At 62.4% G+C, this 19,896-nt stretch carries 17 protein-coding genes; 7 read left to right on the top strand and 10 right to left on the bottom strand.

What is annotated here, in order from left to right:
• Nucleotides 1-23 precede the first annotated feature (23 nt).
• From ahcY to ACE4RL_RS00705, 7 genes are all read right to left on the bottom strand, one after another.
• Entirely contained in the window at nt 24-1,427 is a 1,404-nt protein-coding gene (gene ahcY, locus ACE4RL_RS00675) for an adenosylhomocysteinase (RefSeq protein ID WP_375598631.1), read from the bottom strand.
• A 122-nt stretch (nt 1,428-1,549) separates the two neighbouring features.
• Nucleotides 1,550-2,071, bottom strand: coding sequence for a DUF2937 family protein (locus tag ACE4RL_RS00680; protein WP_375598632.1), 522 nt, complete (start codon nt 2,069-2,071; stop codon nt 1,550-1,552).
• Nucleotides 2,072-2,148: 77 nt separating this feature from the next.
• Nucleotides 2,149-2,448: an HPr family phosphocarrier protein gene (locus ACE4RL_RS00685; RefSeq protein ID WP_375598633.1), complete on the bottom strand. Its 300-nt coding sequence runs from the start codon at nt 2,446-2,448 to the stop codon at nt 2,149-2,151.
• A gap of 4 nt (nt 2,449-2,452) precedes the next feature.
• Entirely contained in the window at nt 2,453-2,851 is a 399-nt protein-coding gene (locus ACE4RL_RS00690) for a PTS sugar transporter subunit IIA (RefSeq protein ID WP_375598634.1), read from the bottom strand.
• Between the two features lie 142 nt (nt 2,852-2,993).
• On the bottom strand, nt 2,994-3,461 hold the full coding sequence (locus ACE4RL_RS00695; RefSeq protein WP_375598635.1) for an HPr kinase/phosphorylase: 468 nt from the start codon (nt 3,459-3,461) through the stop codon (nt 2,994-2,996).
• A gap of 10 nt (nt 3,462-3,471) precedes the next feature.
• The gene (locus ACE4RL_RS00700) at nt 3,472-5,154 is read right to left on the bottom strand and encodes a stimulus-sensing domain-containing protein (protein WP_375600203.1); all 1,683 of its coding nucleotides are present in this window, start codon (nt 5,152-5,154) and stop codon (nt 3,472-3,474) included.
• A 113-nt stretch (nt 5,155-5,267) separates the two neighbouring features.
• On the bottom strand, nt 5,268-5,981 hold the full coding sequence (locus ACE4RL_RS00705; RefSeq protein WP_375598636.1) for a response regulator transcription factor: 714 nt from the start codon (nt 5,979-5,981) through the stop codon (nt 5,268-5,270).
• Nucleotides 5,982-6,240: 259 nt separating this feature from the next.
• On the opposite strand from ACE4RL_RS00705, the gene pckA reads away from it, so the two are divergent.
• Nucleotides 6,241-7,833, top strand: coding sequence for a phosphoenolpyruvate carboxykinase (ATP) (gene pckA, locus ACE4RL_RS00710; RefSeq protein ID WP_375598637.1), 1,593 nt, complete (start codon nt 6,241-6,243; stop codon nt 7,831-7,833).
• A 62-nt stretch (nt 7,834-7,895) separates the two neighbouring features.
• Here pckA and ACE4RL_RS00715 read toward each other — a convergent pair whose 3' ends face one another.
• Together ACE4RL_RS00715 and ACE4RL_RS00720 are read right to left on the bottom strand one after the other, a co-directional pair.
• Nucleotides 7,896-8,783, bottom strand: a complete 888-nt coding sequence (locus ACE4RL_RS00715) for a cell wall hydrolase (RefSeq protein ID WP_375598638.1) — start codon at nt 8,781-8,783, stop codon at nt 7,896-7,898.
• A gap of 301 nt (nt 8,784-9,084) precedes the next feature.
• On the bottom strand, nt 9,085-9,780 hold the full coding sequence (locus ACE4RL_RS00720; protein WP_375598639.1) for an HAD family hydrolase: 696 nt from the start codon (nt 9,778-9,780) through the stop codon (nt 9,085-9,087).
• Between the two features lie 118 nt (nt 9,781-9,898).
• Here ACE4RL_RS00720 and ACE4RL_RS00725 point away from each other — a divergent pair, with 118 nt between their 5' ends.
• Both ACE4RL_RS00725 and ACE4RL_RS00730 read left to right on the top strand, forming a co-directional pair.
• Nucleotides 9,899-11,308 (top strand): protein adenylyltransferase SelO, encoded by a 1,410-nt coding sequence (locus ACE4RL_RS00725; RefSeq protein WP_375598640.1) that lies wholly within the window; start codon nt 9,899-9,901, stop codon nt 11,306-11,308.
• A gap of 16 nt (nt 11,309-11,324) precedes the next feature.
• A complete protein-coding gene (locus ACE4RL_RS00730) occupies nt 11,325-11,879 on the top strand; it encodes a gamma carbonic anhydrase family protein (protein WP_375598641.1) in 555 nt (184 codons plus the stop codon).
• A gap of 20 nt (nt 11,880-11,899) precedes the next feature.
• On the opposite strand, the gene ACE4RL_RS00735 is transcribed toward ACE4RL_RS00730, so the two are convergent.
• Entirely contained in the window at nt 11,900-13,312 is a 1,413-nt protein-coding gene (locus ACE4RL_RS00735; protein WP_375598642.1) for a short-chain fatty acyl-CoA regulator family protein, read from the bottom strand.
• A 127-nt stretch (nt 13,313-13,439) separates the two neighbouring features.
• Between ACE4RL_RS00735 and ACE4RL_RS00740 the strand changes: the two genes are divergently transcribed.
• The 4 genes from ACE4RL_RS00740 to ACE4RL_RS00755 all read left to right on the top strand — a co-directional run bounded on the left by ACE4RL_RS00740 (nt 13,440) and on the right by ACE4RL_RS00755 (nt 19,798).
• Complete coding sequence (locus ACE4RL_RS00740; protein ID WP_375598643.1) at nt 13,440-14,939, top strand: MmgE/PrpD family protein; 1,500 nt, start codon at nt 13,440-13,442, stop codon at nt 14,937-14,939.
• A gap of 11 nt (nt 14,940-14,950) precedes the next feature.
• Entirely contained in the window at nt 14,951-16,105 is a 1,155-nt protein-coding gene (gene prpC / locus ACE4RL_RS00745) for a 2-methylcitrate synthase (protein ID WP_375598644.1), read from the top strand.
• Between the two features lie 5 nt (nt 16,106-16,110).
• On the top strand, nt 16,111-17,013 hold the full coding sequence (gene prpB / locus ACE4RL_RS00750; RefSeq protein WP_375598645.1) for a methylisocitrate lyase: 903 nt from the start codon (nt 16,111-16,113) through the stop codon (nt 17,011-17,013).
• A gap of 124 nt (nt 17,014-17,137) precedes the next feature.
• Nucleotides 17,138-19,798 carry an EAL domain-containing protein gene (locus tag ACE4RL_RS00755; RefSeq protein WP_375598646.1) on the top strand — a complete coding sequence of 887 codons (2,661 nt, stop codon included), beginning with the start codon at nt 17,138-17,140 and terminating at the stop codon, nt 19,796-19,798.
• The last annotated feature ends 98 nt before the right edge of the window (nt 19,799-19,896 follow it).

Raw genomic sequence — 19,896 nt, forward strand, 5'->3', positions numbered from 1 at the left:
GCGTGCCGGCGCAGCGGTCTCCCCTAATAGCGGTATTCGCCGGACTTGAACGGCCCTTCGACCGGCACGCCGATATAATCGGCCTGGGCCTTGGTAAGCTTGGTGAGCTTGGCGCCAAGCTTGGCCAAGTGCAGTTCGGCGACCTTTTCGTCGAGATGCTTGGGCAGCACATGCACCTTCTTCTCGATCTTGTCGCCATTGGTCCAGAGTTCGATCTGGGCCAGGGTCTGGTTCGAGAATGAGGCGGACATGACAAAACTCGGGTGGCCGGTGGCATTGCCCAAATTCACCAGGCGCCCCTCGGAGAGCAGGATCAGGCGGTTGCCATTGGGCTGCTCGATCATGTCGACCTGCGGCTTAACATTGGTCCACTTGAAATTCCGGAGGCCCAGCACATCGATCTCATTGTCGAAATGGCCGATATTGCAGACGATCGCCATATCCTTGAGCTTGCGCATGTCGTCGACCATGAGCACGTCGCGGTTGCCAGTGGCGGTCACGACGATATCGGCGCGCGGGGCGGCTTCTTCGAGGGTGACAACTTCGAAGCCTTCCATGGCGGCCTGCAGGGCGCAGATCGGGTCGACTTCGGTCACCAGCACGCGGGCGCCGGCGCCACGCAGGCTTTCAGCCGAGCCCTTGCCCACATCGCCATAGCCGCAGACGATGGCAACCTTGCCCGCCAGCATCACGTCGGTGCCGCGGCGGATGGCGTCGACCAGCGATTCACGGGTGCCGTACTTGTTGTCGAATTTCGACTTGGTCACCGAGTCATTGACGTTGATGGCCGGGAAGGGCAGCTCGCCCTTGGCATGGAGCTGATAGAGCCGCATCACGCCCGTGGTGGTCTCTTCCGAGACGCCCCGGATATTGTCACGGATGGTCGAATAGAAATTGGGGTGCGTGGCCAGTCGCTTCCTGATGGTGGCAAAGAAGATTTCTTCTTCCTCATTGCCGGGCTTGTCGAGAATGGACGGATCCGTTTCGGCCTTGGCGCCGGTCAGCACCAGCATGGTGGCGTCGCCGCCATCGTCGAGGATGAGATTGGGCGTACCGCCATCGCCCCATTCCATCATGCGGTCGGTAAAGGCCCAGTATTCTTCCAGGCTCTCGCCCTTATGGGCAAAGACCGGAATGCCGGCGGCGGCAATGGCGGCAGCGGCGTGATCCTGGGTCGAAAAAATGTTGCACGAAACCCAGCGCACGTCGGCGCCCAGCGCCACCAGTGTCTCGATCAAGACGGCGGTCTGGATGGTCATGTGCAGCGAGCCGGCGATGCGCGCGCCCTTGAGGGGCTGGGCGGCGGCATATTCCTCGCGAATGGCCATCAGGCCCGGCATTTCGATTTCGGCGATTGAGATTTCCTTGCGGCCATAATCGGCCAGGGAAATATCGCGGACCGCGTAGTCGGTCGGGCTCTTGGTCATGGGTCGGGCTCCGGAATGGATCAATGTCTTGCCCCTCCTATACGGGAGGGGGTGTTACCGATCAATGACGGACATAAAGATTTGTTTATATCACCTAGCAGCAAGACTCGAATGGCGCGCGATCAGCTCCGCGTCACCCTGATCCGCCCGCGCCCCCTTCGCCGGAACGGCATGCCGAGGAGCCGGGCCAGGCCCGACAGGACGAGATAGCCCAGAATGAAGCCACCACCGGCATAGAGCACGCCTTCCATGGTGACGGGGATGGCGGGCTTGTAGTTTTCCAGCGTGCGGCGGCCGATATCGGTGTCGAGATAGGCCGGCAGGGACTGCAACCGCTCGACCGGCCCCGCGCCCTCGATGCGGGCCAGGGTGGACGAGAGCATGTCATAGCGCTCGAAGGTCGCCGTCATCGAATTGCCCCGGCCGGCCAGGAAGTCGTCATTGGACGCATTGTAGCGCTGCAGCGCCGCCTGCCGGTCCAGCCCGCCTTCGGCCGCGGCGCGGTCGAACTCCTCGGTGATGACGCGTAATTCATCCACCGCGCCGCCCAGGCGCTGGGTATATTGCTGGGCATATTCGGGAAACTGGCTGAGTGTGGTGGCCAGAGCAAGGCCGCCAATGCCGGCGATCAATCGTCTGAACACATCTGTTTCCCCATGCCGCTTTCGACAAATGGTGTCAGCTCGGAACGGCAGAATAAAGTCAGTGGTTCCGGAACAGCCTAAGCCTCCAGCCCGTCCACATCCTCGTCGAAGCCGTTGTTGACCAGTTCGACAATGGCTTCGAGGGCTTCGCGGGCCTGCTTGCCACTGGCCTGCACCAGGATGGTGGAACCGGGACCGGCCCCGAGCATCATCAGGCCCATGATGGAATTGCCGGCGACCGAAGTGCCGTCCTTGACCACGGCAATGGTGGCATCGAAGCATTCGGCGGTGCGCACGAACCGCGCCGAGGCGCGCGCGTGCAGCCCCTTGGTATTGACGATGGTCAATTGCTGGGCGACGGCCCTGTCGGCATCCATCAGATCAGCTACCCAGGATGGTATTGGCGACAGTGATATACTTCTTCCCCGCGTCCTGAGCCATGGCGACGGCTTCTTCCATCGTCATTTCAGCACGAATGCGCCCCAGCTTGACCAGCATGGGCAGGTTGACCCCGGCAATCACTTCCACCTTGTGGTTCTGCATCACCGAAATGGCGAGATTGGACGGCGTGCCACCGAACATGTCGGTAAGGATAATGACGCCATCGCCGGTATCGGCCCGGCCGAGCGCGGCCAGAATATCGTCGCGCCGGCTTTCGGCATTGTCTTCGGGGCCGATGGCGATGGTCTCCACGTATTCCTGTGGCCCAACCACATGCTCCATCGCCAGCTTGAACTCATCGGCCAGCGCGCCATGCGTCACCAGAACCAATCCAATCATGCACATTCCCCAAACGGCTGCCGCAGCCGGAAATTCTCGTCGCGACAGCTCTAGAGCCCCCCGCTTGCAGCGGGCCGTGGCGCCGCCAAGCAAACGGCGCACAGTCTTGTCTCCATCGCACAGGGTTGCAAGGGATAATTTGTCACGGCGCAGCTTGTTGAACAGCTTGCGCCGCTGCCTCGGCGACCAGCAGAATCTGATGACCGAGACCGACCACGCCGGCATGGGGCACCGGGGCGCGAGGCAGGGTACGGCCGAAGAACTCTGTCTGCAGATCGTCCTCCTCGACCATGCGGGTCAATTCAGGCACCAGATCAATCACCAGATGCAATTGGGCCCATTCGCGGTGCGGCCGAGAGACAATGCCCCGCCCCCGCAATTCGATGAGGCCCGCCAATTGTGGTGGTGCCAGCATGACCAGCCTGTCGCCCTCATCGGCAATGTCGACCCGGTCGTCCGCCACCAGGAAAGCGGGCAGACCGCGCCCCTCCCAGCGATCGAGCAGCGCCATGGACAGCACCGATTTGCCGGCGCCGGATGGCCCACGCAGCAAAACACCCAATTCCCCCAGGACGAGTCCCGTCCCATGCACGTTGACTGGCTTGTTCATGCCGCAGATTCTATTTGCGGGCCCGCGGCAGCACAATTGCAAAAATCGCGCCCGAACGGTCGGTGCGATTCTGTGCCCGGATGCGGCCCTTGTGCGCTTCGATGATCTGCTTGGAGATCGACAGGCCCAGGCCCGAATGATTGCCGAAGCTCTCGGCTTCCGGCCGGTCGGTATAAAAGCGCTGGAAGATGCGGCTGACGTCGCCGGTAATGCCCGGCCCCTCATCGGTCACGGTGACGCGAATGGCCTCGCCCTCGGTCGAGATGGCCACCGTCACGGTACCGCCAGGCGGAGAGAAGGACACTGCATTGTCCACGAGATTGGCAAAGACTTGCGCCAGGCGGCTTTCGTGGCCATTGACCAGCGTCGAGCCGCGGCCGACACGGGGCCCCATGACAACATTGACCGCGCGCTCGGCCGCCACGTCCTTCTGAATGGCCACCATGGCCTCGGCCAGCTTTTCGACATCGACCTGCTCGGCGCTTTCACGGGCCAGTTCGGCGTCGAGCCGGCTGGCGCTGGAAATATCGGTGATCAGGCGGTCGAGGCGCCGGACGTCGTGCTGGATAATATTGGTCAGCCGCTCGCGGTCCTCCGCCTTTTTGGCCAGCGGAAGAGTTTCCACGGCCGAGCGCAGCGAGGTCAGAGGGTTCTTGAGCTCATGGGCGACATCGGCCGCAAAACGCTCGATGGCCTCGATGCGGTTGTAGAGCGCGTCGGTCATGCGCCGCAGCGCCCCGGAAAGGTGCCCGATCTCGTCCGGACGGTCGCTGAGGTCGGGAATTTCGGCGCGGGCATTGCCAGCGGTCTGCACCCGCTCGGCCGCCGCCGACAGCCGGCGCATCGGGCCGGCTATGGTCCCGGCCATCAGCAGCGAGAGTACGATCTGCACCCCGGCGGCAATCATGGCAATGCGAAGGATGCTCCAGCGTTCCTGGGCGACGACCGAGTCGATATCGCCGGGCGCGGTGGAAAGCAGGATGGCTCCGACAATGGCGCGCAGGCGCTGAACAGGCACAGCCACCGACACCACGAGTTGGTTTTGCGCGTCGACCCGAACGAAATCGGCCGGCGCCCCCGCCAGAGCCGAGGCAACCTCGGGGTAACGGGTCCCCTCATCGGCCTGATATTCCTGATAGGTCGGGTAGTTGCCGCCTGGCGCCCAGGAAATCAGCGCATTCCACCAATCCGTCAGAAAAAAACTGGACGTCTTGGACGTATCGATGGTCTGGCGCAGGACCTCACCGCTAGCGTAGATATTCTCGCTGTCGAGGATGAGCAGGCCCTGGCCGTCATAGATACGGGCCCGAGTACGCGTCGGGGTGATCAAATTGCGCAAGAGCGGCGCGACCCGCTCGGGATTGATCGGAAACTCGAGCGTTGGATCAAAATAGGAGAAGGGCGAGATATTGCCCGCCTGGGCATCGAGCAGCCGGTCGGGATCGATGGAGATGATGTCACTGTCCACAGTGGCGGACGCGGCAATGGCCGCCGAAATGATCTCACCCTGCACCCGGAGCGACTGCACGCGCGCATCGATAAGGCCTGCGCGCCATTGGTTGAGATACAAGATGCCCACCACCAGCACCAGCAGCCCGGCCATGTTGAGCACAACGATGCGCCGGGTAAGGCTAGAAAAGATCGTGAAATCCACGAAGCGGCGGATTGCGTCGAGCAATTTGAACAACGGCATCAGCAGCACGCGCCGGTCCCGCCGGCCGGAACGCGCGGCGTTCTCGTCCGAAGCGGCGCCCCGATGGGACTCCGGTTCGCCAGCGTGCGGGTCGAGCGTGGCCACTAGGGTCCTTACTGCTCCTTGAACCGATAACCGACGCCGTAAAGCGTTTCGATCATCTCGAAGTCGTCATCTGTCGCCTTGAACTTTTTCCTCAGGCGCTTGATGTGGCTGTCGATGGTGCGGTCATCGACATAGACCTGGTCGTCATAGGCCGCGTCCATCAGCGCATTGCGCGATTTGACGACGCCTGGGCGCAGCGCCAAAGCCTGCAGGATCAGGAATTCGGTGACCGTCAGGGTCACGCGCTGCCCTTTCCAGGTGCAGGTGTGGCGCTCTTCGTCCATCACCAGCGCGCCACGCTCGATCAGCGCCTTGCTCTGCGCGGGCTCGGCCGTGCCGCCACCGGAAGCCGGATCGCGCGGAGCCGAGCGGCGCAGAATGGCCTTGACGCGCTCAACCAGCAAACGCTGGCTGAACGGCTTGGTGATGAAATCGTCGGCACCCATCTTGAGGCCGAAGAGTTCGTCGATTTCCTCATCCTTGGAGGTGAGGAAGATCACCGGAATATCGGATTTCTGCCGGAGCCGGCGCAGCAATTCCATACCGTCCATGCGCGGCATCTTGATGTCGAGGATGGCCAAGTCCGGCTTGTCTGTGGTCAATCCCTCAAGGCCCGAGGCGCCGTCGGTATAGGTGGCCACCTGGTAGCCTTCCGCTTCCAGGGTCAGGGAAACGGAGGTGAGGATATTGCGGTCATCGTCCACCAGGGCGATCTTTGGCATTGGCTGCCTTTCTTCTCGTGACGCTAGCTCAAACCTGACACACCCAAGATCAGGCGCGCCGTTCAAGCGGCTTTGCAGGCGACAATTACGTACTAAATAAGGCGCCCGCCTGCATTGCGCCAGTCTTGCTTGTCCGTTTCACGTCATCCAACTTCCGTCTTACGACCGATTTCGGGATGGCTGGCCGCCCGGCCAAGCCCCTATTTTGCTCTTTAGAGGCCGCCAAACCGATTGGTCGGCTCCGTGGAGAGTTAGCAAAATGCCGGGTTTCGACCACACTCAACTCCGGACTGGAATTGCCGATGCGGCAAGTTCGCTTAGCGATAACGCCATCGCACCTGCCCTGGTTGCTGCAGCCGTCGGGCAAGGCGGCTCGCGCCTGACCAAGGACGGCGCTCTGGTAGTGGAAACCGGTGCCTTTACCGGCCGCTCGCCCAAGGACAAGTTCATCGTCCGCGACCGCCTGACCCAGGATCGGGTCTGGTGGGATAATTCGGGCGCGATGAGCCCAGAGCATTTTGATGTCCTGCTCAGAGACGTTTCGGCGCATCTGGCCGGCCAGGCGCTCTACCGGCAGGACTTGCTCGCCGGCGCCGACCCGGAACTGCAATATGACGTCACAGTGCTGACACCGAGCGCTTGGCACGCATTGTTCATTCGCAATCTACTGATCCGCCGCGGCGAGGATGTTGCCGCCTCCGATCATACCATGCCGGTCACCATTGTTCATGCCCCATTGTTCCAGGCCGATCCGGCCCGGCATGGCTGCCGCACCGAAACGGTAATTGCGCTCGACATGAGCCGCAATATCGTGGTGATCGTCGGCACGCGCTATGCGGGCGAAATCAAGAAGAGCGTGTTCTCGCTGTTCAATTTCCATGCCCCGGATCAGGGCGTACTGCCCATGCACTGCTCGGCCAATCTGGGACCGGAGGGGGAAGCGGCGCTATTCTTCGGGCTTTCGGGCACGGGCAAGACCACGCTGTCGAACGATCCAAAACGCCCCCTGATTGGTGACGACGAACACGGCTGGAGCGACAATGGCGTGTTCAACCTCGAGGGCGGGTGCTACGCCAAGACGGTCAATCTGAGCGCAAAAGCTGAGCCGGAGATTTTCGCAGCCACGCGCCGTTTCGGCACTGTGCTCGAAAACGTCGTGCTTGATGAGGCCAGTGCACCGGTCTTCACCGACGTCTCGCTGACTGAAAACACCCGTGCGGCCTATCCCATCGACGTGCTGCCCTCGATCGCCAAGGGCAGTGTCGGGGGCACGCCCAGGACCGTCGTATTCCTCACTGCGGACGCTTTCGGTGTCCTGCCGCCGCTGGCGCGGCTCTCGCCGGAACAGGCGGTCTACCACTTCCTTTCGGGATACACCGCCAAGGTCGCGGGCACCGAACGTGGGGTCACCGAGCCGCAGGCGACCTTCTCTGCCTGTTTCGGCGCGCCCTTCATGCCGCTCCACCCCACCGTCTATGGTGCAATGCTGGCTGAGCGTCTGCGCACCAGCGGCGCCCAGGCCTGGCTGCTCAACACCGGCTGGATCGGTGGCGCCTATGGGGTGGGCAAGCGCATCGACATCGCCTCGACCCGGCGCCTTCTGTCGGCGGCGCTGGACGGCGAGCTCGACACTGTCGAGATGCGGTTCGACCCGCTGTTCGGCTTTGAAGTGCCCATGAGTGTGCCGGGGGTTGAAGAGCGCCTGCTCGATCCGCGCCAGTGCTGGACCGACGGCGATGCCTATGACGCGCAGGCAGGCAAATTGGTCGCCCTGTTCCGCAAGAACTTTGAAAAGTTCGGCCCCGAGGCCAATGCCGAGGCGGGGCCCAGGCTGCAAATGGCTGCTGAGTAGTCGGCGCTAACCAGAAGGGCGCCACTGGCGCCCTTTTTCATGCCCGGACCGATGCGACCCGATCAGGGCGCGTAGAAAATGTGGCTATCGACCACCGCCACGCGAGCGAAGGTATTGGCCCAGGACGGGTGCACTGCCGTGGTGTGATAATAGAGTGTTGAGCCAGGTACGACGCCGATCTCCTCGCCCAAGGCGAATTCGGCATAGATCTTGTTGGCCAGCTCCATCGAGCGCGCCCAGGCCCGGCGTTCGCCCGGCGTGTCGTCGCGGCCGTCACAGGCAAAGGTGAACTGGCAGCGATAGCGGCCCTTGTCGGCATTCTGATAGATGACGCCGCAGAGCGAGCCGGGGAATTTCGATGAACGGGCGCGATTGACGATCACATTGGCCACAGCCCTCTGGCCGGTCGCGGTTTCGCCGCGAGCTTCGTGATAGATGGCCTGAGCCAGGCATTCGCGCTCGCTATTGGCGTATTCGACGCGCTTGGCGGTCGGCTGGTAGCCATTCGAGATATAATCCGAGAGCAGATCGGCAGAGACCGAAGGCGTGGGGCGCGGCAATGGGTCCGTAAAGCTGGCAATGGCCGAGAGCGCGGTGTTGCTGCCGGCCAGTGAGCCACGGCTGATATAGCTCATCAACAGATCATCGGTGAGAGCGGGCTTGGGGCCGCCCAGCGTCACCTCAACCGAACGCAATTGCTGCTGTCGTTCGATGTAATTGGCGAGGAGAGCCGGTGTCAGCTTCTGCTGGCCCGGCGCCAGCGGCGTGGCCGTTGCGCCCAGCGCAGCCTGTTCGCGCAGGGCGCTGATCTCTTCAGGCATGACCTGGGGGAAAATATCGGTCTCGGCATGGGCAGGCGAGAGGGTGACGAACAGAACCAGTGCAGCAGCACCAATCGCCAACATGGGCGAAACGGCACGCGCTATTTTCTGTTGCCAGCCAAACTGCATGCCCGGTCCTTACCCCTGGGCCTGTCCGGTCTTCCGGCAGGCCTTCTAGAATCCAGGACCACCAAAGGTCCCTGCACTTCCCGGGCGGCACACTAGACAAGCTGACCACGGGATGGAAGTCGAAATTTACGGCTGGTTAACCATAACCGTTAGCGACTTAAGGCAGAGTTAACGCCCCCGTGATGCCAGGGAAACCCCTGTTTTTTCGTAGTTTTTGGCGTGCTGAACGCGGCCTTACCCGATTGGGTAAAGCTTTATCGATTTACGCGGATGGTTAATTTTTGTTCACAAGTGTTGCCGCTCAGTCGCGGTCGAAGGCTGCCAGATGCACGTGAACAAGGCTTTCCATGATGGATATACCCAGCGCGTGGATATCGTCATCGGGACCGACCAGATCGGGCACCATCACCGTCTGCATGCCTGCGGCATGGGCGGCGCGGACGCCAGAGTGGCTGTCTTCGAGCGCCAGGCACCGCGTCGGGTCGACGCCCAGACGCCGGGCAGCCGTGAGATAGGGTTCCGGATGTGGCTTGGGGTTGACCACGTCGTCGCGGGTCACCACGGTCTCGAACAGGTCGAGCAGCCCGGCGGCGCTCAGGTGATGCGCAGCATGGGGATTGCGCGAAGAGGTGGCGACCGCCGTAGGGATACCGCGTGTCCTCAGTTCAGTGATGAACTCAACGGCCCCGGACTTGACCGGCACGCCGGCATGGCTGCGCTCGCGCATGGTGACGCGGCATTTCTCGTCGAACATCGCATAGGGAAAGGCTACGCCATAGGCCTCGATCAGCAGCCGATTGGTGGTTTCGTGGCTCGACCCCACCATGGAGCGGTGCACATCGTCGGTCATCTCGAAACCGAGTTCGGTGCAGACTTCGAAGACGATATCGCGGAACACCGCTTCGGTATCGAGCAGGGTGCCATCCATGTCGAAAATGGCGGCATCGAATGGCGCGAGGCGGATGAGAGCGGGAGCGGCGAGTTGGGCAGAATTCATTTTTCCCTCTATAGGCCGATTTGACGACAATCGCCAGACAGCCATTTGCAGATCGGATCTGCAGCGAGGGCGCGGCATGGGCGACGAACGAAATGAGCTCTGATAGCGTTGGCCCGACATGACCCAGTTCACCCCCTCAAGAGCCCATGCGCAGTTGGGCGACGCCTTCTTCGATCCGGTCGATGCGGCCGATTTCCCCCAGACCATTTTGCGGCACCGCGACCAGCGCTGGGCCGAGCGGATCGGGCTGGGGGATTTGAGCGAAACTGAATGGCTCAGGCATTTCGGCCGCTTCGAACCTTTGCAAGGCTCTTTCGAGCGCCCCCTGGCCCTGCGCTATCACGGTCATCAGTTCCGCTCCTACAATCCCCAATTGGGGGACGGGCGCGGGTTTCTCTTCGCGCAATGCATCGACCCGGTCGACCGACGCTTGCTCGATTTCGGGACCAAGGGCTCGGGCAAGACCCCCTGGTCCCGCGGCGGCGACGGGCGGCTGACGCTCAAGGGCGGTGTTCGCGAAGTGCTGGCCACCGAGATGCTGGAGGCGTTCGGGGTCTATACCTCGAAAAGTCTTAGCCTGGTTGAAACCGGCGAGCAGCTCTATCGCGGCGACGAGCCTTCTCCAACACGGTCTTCGGTGCTGACGCGCTTGAGCCACAGCCATATCCGCATCGGCACCTTCCAGCGCCTGGCCTATCTCGAAGATACCGAAAACCTCACCCGCCTCGTGGACCATTGCATCGCCCATTATTATCCCGCCTTGGCCGGGGCGGGGGATAAGGCCGTCGCCTTGCTTGAGGCGGTGGTGGCAAATGTCGCCCGGCTCGGCGCACAATGGATCGCCGCCGGGTTCGTGCATGGCGTGCTCAACACCGACAATATCAACATCACCGGCGAGAGTTTCGACTACGGGCCCTGGCGCTTCCTGCCCGTCTATGACCCTGCCTTCACTGCCGCCTATTTCGATGAAACCGGCCTCTACGCGTTTGGCCGCCAGCCCGACACGCTGGCATGGAATTTGACCCGGCTGGCCGAATGCCTATTGCCGCTGTCGTCCATCGAAAAGCTGGAACCCGCGCTTAATACCGTCTGGCCCGTGTTTCGCGAAGAACTGCCCCGTCAGATCTTGCGGCGGCTGGGCCTGCAAACGCGCGACGTGGAGCAGGACGGCGCCTTCGTCACGGCTCTCTTCGGCTTCCTCTCAGAAAGCCAGGCGCCCTACGAGCAGTTCTTTTTCGACTGGCGCGGCGGCGCCTTGAGCAGCCCACGAGCGGCAAAGAGCCCCTCCGCCGATCACTATGCCAGCGAAGCGTTTCGCCCGATCGCCGATCTGATGGAGGACTATGGGCCGGTCGACAGTGTCAATCTGGACCACCCCTATTTCGCTCGTGAAAAACCGCGGACCATGCTGATCGACGAGGTCGAAGCGATTTGGGCCCCGATTACCGAGGCTGATGACTGGACGCTGTTCGAAAACACGCTTTCCGAAATCGCTCAGATGCGCGATGCATACGGCACGACGCCCTAGCGACCAGGAGGAAACCATGCCCGTTTACGCACTCGACGGCGTCGCGCCAAAGATTGACGAGAGTGTCGGCTGGATTGCCCCAACCGCCGTGCTCGTTGGTGACGTTCATGTCGGCCCCGAGGCCGGCATCTGGTTCGGTGTGGTGGCGCGGGGCGATATCGAACCCATCACTATCGGCGCGCGCACCAATGTGCAGGAAAACTGCGTGCTGCATACCGACAAGGGCTTTCCGCTGAGCATCGGGGACAATGTCACCATCGGTCACGGCGCCATCGTGCATGGCTGCACCATTGGCGAGAATTCGTTGATCGGCATGGGCGCCACCGTGCTCAATGGCGCGGTGATCGGAAAGAACTGCCTGATTGGCGCTAATGCCCTGGTCACCGAGGGAAAAGTCATTCCAGACAATTCGCTGGTCATGGGCGCGCCCGCCAAGGTGGTGCGCGAGATCGATGCCGTGGGTATCGCGGCGCTGACCGCCTCGGCGGATCGTTATGTCAACAATGCCAAGCGCTTCGCCAAGGGGATGAAGCCGGTTCCCGGGCATGGTCCGGATTTCGAGCCGGCCTGACGGGCCACGCCCTCCGCAGCTCACCCGATCTCGTAGGGCACTACGCTCCGCCTATCCGACGGCACCGAAATCCCCGCGGCCAGGGGTGGCACGGAGCGTTGCGGGCAGTTGCGGCGTTCGCAGATGCGGCAGGAGATGCCGATGGGATCGAAAGGGGCCTTGGTCAGGTCCAGATCGTCGGCATAGACCAGTTTGCCTGCATGGGTGATTTCGCAGCCCAGTGCATAGGCATAACGCCGCGTCACCCCGCGATAGCCGCCCAGGCGCTTTTCGTGGCTCCAGGCCAGACAGAGATATTGCTTGCCGTCCGGGGTTTCGGCCAATTGCCTGATGATCTGTCCATGCGCCTCAAAGGCGCGATGCACATTCCACAACGGGCAGGCGCCGCCGAAGCGGGCAAATTGCAGGGCGGTGGCCGAATGGCGTTTGGTGATGGTGCCGGCCGCATCGACCCGGGCGAAGAAGAAAGGGACACCCCTCTCGCGCGGCCTTTGCATGGTCGAGAGGCGATGGGCCACCTGTTCGAGGCTGGCGCCGAAGACCCGCGCCAGTTCCTCTAGGTCGAACCGGTATTGGGCTGCCGCTCCGAGGAATGTCCCATAGGGCATGTGCAGCGCCCCGGCGAAATAATTGGCCAAACCCATCCGGGCAATCGGTCGCGCCTCGGGCGCCTGAAAGTTGGCGCCATCCAACAAAGTTTCGAGCAGGCTCGCCTGTTCAAGCCCACACAGCACCGTGGCGATCTGGAAGAACTGACTTGAAGGTTCCAGATAGGCATTGACCCAGAGTGCGCGGCTTGCCCGGTCGAATTGTGTCATGCGGTCGCCAGCGGAAGGGGCCGACAGAACGACGCGAACATCATGGATCTCGGCGCAATAGGCGATCAGGCGCCGCAAGCGGTCCGCGTCTATTTCACCCAGATCGCCCGCCAGCTGCTCGGCGGCGCGGTCAAGCGGGTCGATATAGTTGTCGGCATAATGGAAGAAGTCGCGCACTTCCTCGTAGGCGGTCTGCACATTGGATTGCGGATCGCGCGCCAGCGCTGCATCCATTCCGGCCAGGGTCTCATTGGTCTTGCGATAGGCGCCATAAAGCGCCAGCACGGCTCGGGCCATGTCCGGCGCACTGGTGGCGACGGTTTTCAATTCCTGCAGATTGGGCACGGCATCGCCAAAGACCGGGTCGGCCAGCGCTTCGCGCAGATCGACCACCAGGCGGTCCGAAGCGTCCGAGGCGAGGCTAGTGAGATCCAGATTAAAACTCTCGGCGAGCGCCACCATGACCGAAGCGGTCAATGGCCGCTGGTTGGATTCGAGCTGGTTGACATAGGAGGCCGAGATGTCGAGCCGGGTCGCCAGTTCGGCCTGGGTCAGGTGATGCTGGGCGCGCAGGGCGCGCAAGCGGGCGCCGGCAAAGACCTTTTTGGGGGCCAATCTTCACAACTCCACAACATTGCAAACTCTGCTTTGTGTGATTGTAGCAGGCTTGCCTTTTCCTGTCTTGGGCCTGACCCATTCTGCCTATATGGTCCGGCGCAAAATTGCCGAACGGAGAACAGCCATGAAAATCCACGACGTGCGCACCTATAAGTCTGCCGAGCATCTGGCACGCGAGGATCAACTGGCCTGGAAGCTGGCCGCCGTCGCCACCGATCCGGTGCCGGTCGAAGATGATGTCGTGGAAATGATCGGCAACCGCATCATCGACAATGCTGCCGTTGCCGCCGCCTCCATTGCGCGTGGACCAATCCGCTCGGCCCGTGCGCAGGCGCTGGGTCACAAGTCGGATCGCGGCGCCCCGATCTTCGGCTTGGCCGACGACACCCTGGTTTCGCCGGAATGGGCGGCCTGGGCCAATGGCGTAGCGGTGCGCGAGCTGGATTTTCACGACACCTTCCTGGCGGCCGATTACAGCCATCCGGGCGACAATATTCCGCCGATCCTGGCCGTGGCGCAGACCAAGGGGCTCGATGGCGCAGCCTTGGTGCGGGGTCTGGCCGCCGGCTATGAAATTCAGGTCGATCTGGTCAAGGGCATTTGCCTGCATGAACATAAGATCGACCACATTGCCCATCTCGGCCCGTCGGCCGCAGGCGGCATCGGCGCCCTGCTCGGCCTCTCAACCGAGATCACCTATCAGGCGATCCAGCAGGCGCTGCACACAACAACCACCACCCGGCAATCGCGCAAGGGTGAGATTTCCACCTGGAAGGCCTATGCGCCCGCCTTTGCCGGCAAGATGGCCATCGAGGCGGTCGACCGCGCGATGCGTGGCGAGGGCGCACCCTCCCCGGCCTATGAGGGCGAGGACGGCTTCATTGCTTACCTGCTTTCTGGTCCCAAGGCGCTCTACCATGTGCCGCTGCCGGAACCGGGTGAGCCCAAGCGCGCGATCCTGGACACCTATACCAAGGAATATTCGGCCGAATATCAGAGCCAGGCGCTGATCGACCTGGCCCGCCGCATGGGCCCGAAAATCGGCGACCTGACCAAAATCAAGTCGATCCTGATCAAGACCAGCCATCACACCCATTATGTGATCGGCACCGGCGCCAATGATCCGCAGAAGATGGACCCCAAGGCGAGCCGCGAAACGCTTGATCACTCCATCATGTATATCTTTGCTGTGGCGCTCGAGGATGGCGGCTGGCACCATGAAAAAAGCTACGCTCCCGAGCGCGCCCAGCGGCCCGAAACCGTGGCGCTCTGGCACAAGATCACCACCGAGGAAGACCCGATCTGGACCCAGCGCTACCACGCCAAGGGCGAGGACATGGCCTATGGCGGGCAGGTGATCGTCACCATGGAAGACGGCTCGGTCATCACCGACGAACTGGGCGTCGCCGATGCGCACCCCAATGGTGCCCGCCCCTTCAAGCGCGCCAATTACATCGAGAAGTTCCGCACCCTCGCCGAAGGCATTGTCTCAAGGGAAGAGCAGGACCGGTTCCTTGATCTGGTCGAACGCCTGCCGACGTTGACCGCCGCCGAGGTCAAGGCGCTCAATTTCGTGGTTTCGCCGGACCAGCTTGGTCCCGAGGCCCCCGCAGGGATTTTCTAAAGGAGGCGACGATGACTGACACACCAGGCTTCAAGCCCAAGAAATCCGTTGCCCTTTCAGGTGTGACGGCTGGCAATACGGCGCTGTGCACCGTGGGGCGCACCGGCAATGACCTGCATTATCGCGGCTATGACATTCTCGACCTGGCCGAAACCAGCGAGTTCGAGGAGGTGGCCCATCTGCTGGTGCATGGCACCCTGCCAACGCAGGCACAACTGAGCGCCTACAAGGCGCGGCTGAAAGCCATGCGCGGCTTGCCCCAGGCGGTCCGCGCCGCGCTTGAGGCGCTGCCCGCCGCGGCCCATCCCATGGATGTGATGCGCACCGGCGTTTCGGCGCTGGGTTGCACCCTGCCCGAGAGCCATGATCACAATGCTGCCGATGCGCGTGCTCTTGCTGACAGACTGTTAGCGTCGATGGGCTCGATGCTGCTCTATTGGTATCATTTCGCGCATAATGGCCGTCGCATTGAGGTCGAAACCGATGATGACAGCATTGGCGGGCACTTCCTTACCCTGCTGCATGGCCAAACACCTGACGCGGACTGGGTGCGGGCCATGCACACATCGCTCATCCTCTATGCCGAGCACGAATTCAACGCCTCGACCTTTGCCGCCCGTGTCATCGCCGGCACCGGGTCGGACATGTATTCCTCCATCGCCGGGGCCATCGGCGCCCTGCGCGGTCCCAAGCATGGCGGGGCCAATGAAGTCGCGTTTCAGATTCAGGAGCGCTACGCCTCGCCCGACGACGCCGAGGCCGATATCCGTGAACGCGTGGCCAACAAGGAAGTCATCATCGGCTTCGGTCACCCGGTCTATACCGTATCCGATCCGCGCAATGTGGTCATCAAGCGCGTCGCCAAGAGCCTTGCCGACAAGGCAGGGGCCGGCCGCCAATATGCAATTGCCGAGCGCATCGAAAGCGTCATGATGGACGCCAAGAAGATGTTCCCGAACCTGGATTGGTTCAGCGCCGTCTCCTACAATCTGATGGGCGTGCCCACTGCCATGTTTACGCCGCTCTTCGTCATAGCCCGCACCTCGGGCTGGTCGGCGCATGTGATCGAGCAGCGCCAGGATGGCAAGATCATCCGCCCATCCGCCAATTATACCGGGCCCGAAGACCTCGCCTTCGTGCCATTGAAGGATCGCAAGGAGGCTTAAGGCCCATGCCCTATCTGGTTTCCGCCGATCTGCCCCGTGAAAGCGCCGGCAGCCGTTTCCGCGCCCTGCTCGACCGCCAGCAGATTTTGCAGCTCCCCGGCGCCCATAATGGCCATGCCGCCATTCAGGCGAAGAATGCCGGCTTCGACGCGCTCTACCTTTCGGGCGCGGCCATGACCGCCTCGATGGGCCTGCCCGATCTGGGCGTCATCACCGTGGACGAGGTGGCGTTCTTCATCCGCCAGATCGCCCGCGCCTCCGGGCTCCCACTGCTGGTCGACGGCGACACCGGCTATGGCGAAGCGCTCAATGTGATGCACATGGTACGCACATTCGAGGAGGCCGGCGCCGGTGCGGTGCACCTGGAAGACCAGCTGCTGCCCAAGAAATGCGGGCATCTCAATGACAAGAAGCTGGCCGATGCGCATGACATGGCCGCCAAGGTCGCTGCCGCCGCCAGGGCCCGCCGCGACATGGTGATCATTGCCCGCACCGATGCGGCTGCCAGCGAAGGTCTGGACGGCGCCGTCGCCCGCGCCAAGCTCTATATCGAGGCCGGGGCCGACGCGATCTTCCCCGAAGCCCTCACCAGCATCGACATGTTCCGCGATTTCGCCAAGGCGATGCCGGGGGTCAAGCTCCTCGCCAATATGACCGAGTTCGGCCGCACGCCCTACCAAACCGCGTCTGAATTCGAAGCGCTGGGCTATTCCATGGTCATCTGGCCGGTCTCCTCGCTGCGTGTCGCCAACAAGGCGCAGGAAAAGCTCTATGCAACCATCAAGCGTGATGGGGGCACCAAGGCGATGCTGGACGAAATGCAGACTCGCCAGGAGCTCTACGACGTAATCGGCCTGCATGATTACGAGGCCCTGGACGCCTCGATCATCAAGACCGTCGTGCCCTGAGCCAGAGGCGTTAGCACTTGATTTACCACTCCGGTAACTCGGCGGCGCGGTAAGCACCTCGTCAAGCATCCCCCGTCTAAGGTCTGCTCCTGACACAGAAGGTGTCGCAGGGATTCAGGCGGGTATGAGCGAGGAACGGCAAGCGAAGCATCGTGGCGACTGGCGCCGCACCATGGCCATTCCGGTGCTGCTCGCGCTGTTGGCCATGATGGTGGCGGCTGTCATCGTTGATCGCCAGAACCAGCAGATAGCCGAAAGCCATCTGCGCAGCACCACGCTCAACCAGATTTCCGTGATCCGGGCCAAGCTCGAAGGCTATGTCGCGGGCAATATACAGCTCATCAAGGGCCTGGTGGCAGTCATCTCGACCGAGCCGGACATGGACCAGGCCCGCTATGACGCCCTGGTCAGCAACATATTCGAGGAAGGCAGCCAGCTTCGCTCCGTCGCTGCCGCGCCGGATCTGGTCATTACCATGACTTATCCGCTGGCCGGCAACGAGGCCGCCATCGGCCTGAATTACCGGCACAATCGGGCACAGTGGCCAGCCGTGCGCACCATGCTCGAAACGGCCCAGCTCAGCATTGCCGGCCCGGTCGATCTGGTACAGGGCGGCCAGGGCTTTATTGGACGTTTCCCCGTTTTCATCGGCTCGGGCGAGAACCGCCATTTCTGGGGCCTGGTTTCCGCCGTGGTCGACGTAGAAAAGCTCTATGCCGATAGCGGCCTGCTCGATCCTCACCTCGACCTCGACATTTCCATCACCGGTCATGACGGCACGGGGGGCGCCGGCAAGCGCTTTTTCGGGCCCGATCTCAGCGATGCAAAGCCGGTCACTGCCGAAGTCGTCCTGCCTTCTGGATCCTGGCAGATCGCCGCCGTGCCCCGGCAGGGCTGGGGCGCCGACCCGGTCTCCACCTGGTCGCTGCGCGGCCTGATCCTGGCGGCGGGCGCCCTGATCCTGTTTCCCATCTTTGTTACCGCGCGGATGATCCGCGAGCGGCATCAGCATATCCATGAGCTGGGCAAGCGCGAGAGCGAGCTGGATCGCGTCACCCGACGCCTCAACCTGGCCCTGGCCGTCTCCAAGGTCGGTGTGTGGGAATTGGACCTGTCGTCGGACACCGAAACCTGGGACGATCGCAATAACGAAATCTACGGCCTGCCGGCCGATGGCGGCCCGCGCACCCATGACCATTGGAAGCAGGCGGTTCATCCAGAAGATCGCGAGCGGGCCGAAGCCGCGTTTCGCGAGCAGATTGTCTCGGGCTATTACGAGACCGACTATCGCGTGCTGCTGCCCGACGGCGCGATACGCTATATCCGCTCGGTTGGCGCGCTCTATAGCGAGCCGGACCAGTCCCACAAGGTCGTCGGGGTGAATTGGGATGTTACCCGGGACGTCGAGCTCAACGAAGATTTGCGGCGTGCCAAGCGCCAGGCCGAGGCGCGCAGCACCGAGTTGGAAGCTGTCCGCATCCGCATCGAGCACAATGCGCTGCATGACAGCCTGACCGGCCTGCCCAATCGCCGCTATCTTGACGATATCCTCAAACGTCACGCCGCCGACGGCTATCATGGCAGCGGCTCGATTGCCCTGCTGCATATCGATCTTGATCGCTTCAAGCAGATCAACGACACGCTGGGCCATGCAGCGGGCGATGCCATGCTGATCCATGCCAGCAAGGTGTTGCGCGCCAATTGCCGCGAGACCGATTTCGTTGCGCGTATCGGTGGAGACGAGTTTGTCATCGTCTCGAGCGCTGGCCCGAGCGACGCCCGGCTGCGGCTGATTGCCAACCGCATCGTGCGCGAAATGCGCCGCCCGGCACAGCACGAAGGGCACGAGGTCCGGTTCGGCGTCAGTATTGGCGTGGCCGTGTCGCGTGCGGCAGACATCAACGTCAAGCAATTGCTGGTCAATGCCGACATCGCGCTCTATCGCGCCAAGGCACTGGGCCGCAACCGGCATGAGTTCTTTACCGAAGCGCTGCAGGCGGAAGTGGTCCACACCAAGCGCGTTGCGGACGAGGTGCTCAAGGGACTGGATACCGACGCGTTCTTCGCCGTCTATCAGCCGCAGTTCGACGCGCAGACCCTGGAGCTGATCGGCGTCGAGGCCCTGGCCCGCTGGCGCCATCCGGATGGCACCATCAAGGCCCCGGACCATTTCATGGACGTGGCCGAAGAACTCAATGTGGTGTCCCAGATCGACAAGCTGATCCTGGAGCAGGCCCTGGCCGACCAGGCCCGGTGGGACGCCAAGGGCTTCAACGTGCCGCGCGTCTCGGTCAACGTCTCCTTGCGCCGCCTGCACGATGAAGGGCTGGTAGAAAGCCTAAGGGCCCTGCCCCTGCAGCCGGGGCGGGTGGCATTTGAACTGGTGGAATCGATCTATCTCGATGAGAGTGACGAAATCGTTGCCTGGAATATCGACCAGATCAAGGAACTGGGAATCGATGTCGAGATCGACGATTTCGGCACCGGCTATGCGTCGATCGTGTCGCTGCAGAAGCTGCATCCGCGCCGCCTCAAGATCGATCGACAATTGATCAACCCCATCCTCGACGAGCCGGCGCAGCGCCAGCTGGTGGCTTCCATTGTCGATATCGGCAAGTCAATGGACATCGAGATCGTCGCCGAGGGTGTGGAAACCATGGAGCACGCCGAAATCCTGAGGGGCCTGGGCTGCGAAGTGCTGCAGGGCTACGCCCTGGCAAGGCCGATGACCCGCGACAATTTGGAGATATTCCTGCGCGAGGGACGCATCAAGCAGGCAGGGTGAGGGCCTAGCGCACACTTGCGGCCGGCCCTCACCCCAGAGGGTCGCCTCGTTCGTGTCCGATCACCGGAACCTATGACGCATTGCTCGCGCTCCAAACC

It is taken from the genome of Devosia polycyclovorans (assembly GCF_042181575.1).
Taxonomy (GTDB): Bacteria; Pseudomonadota; Alphaproteobacteria; order Rhizobiales; family Devosiaceae; genus Devosia; species Devosia polycyclovorans.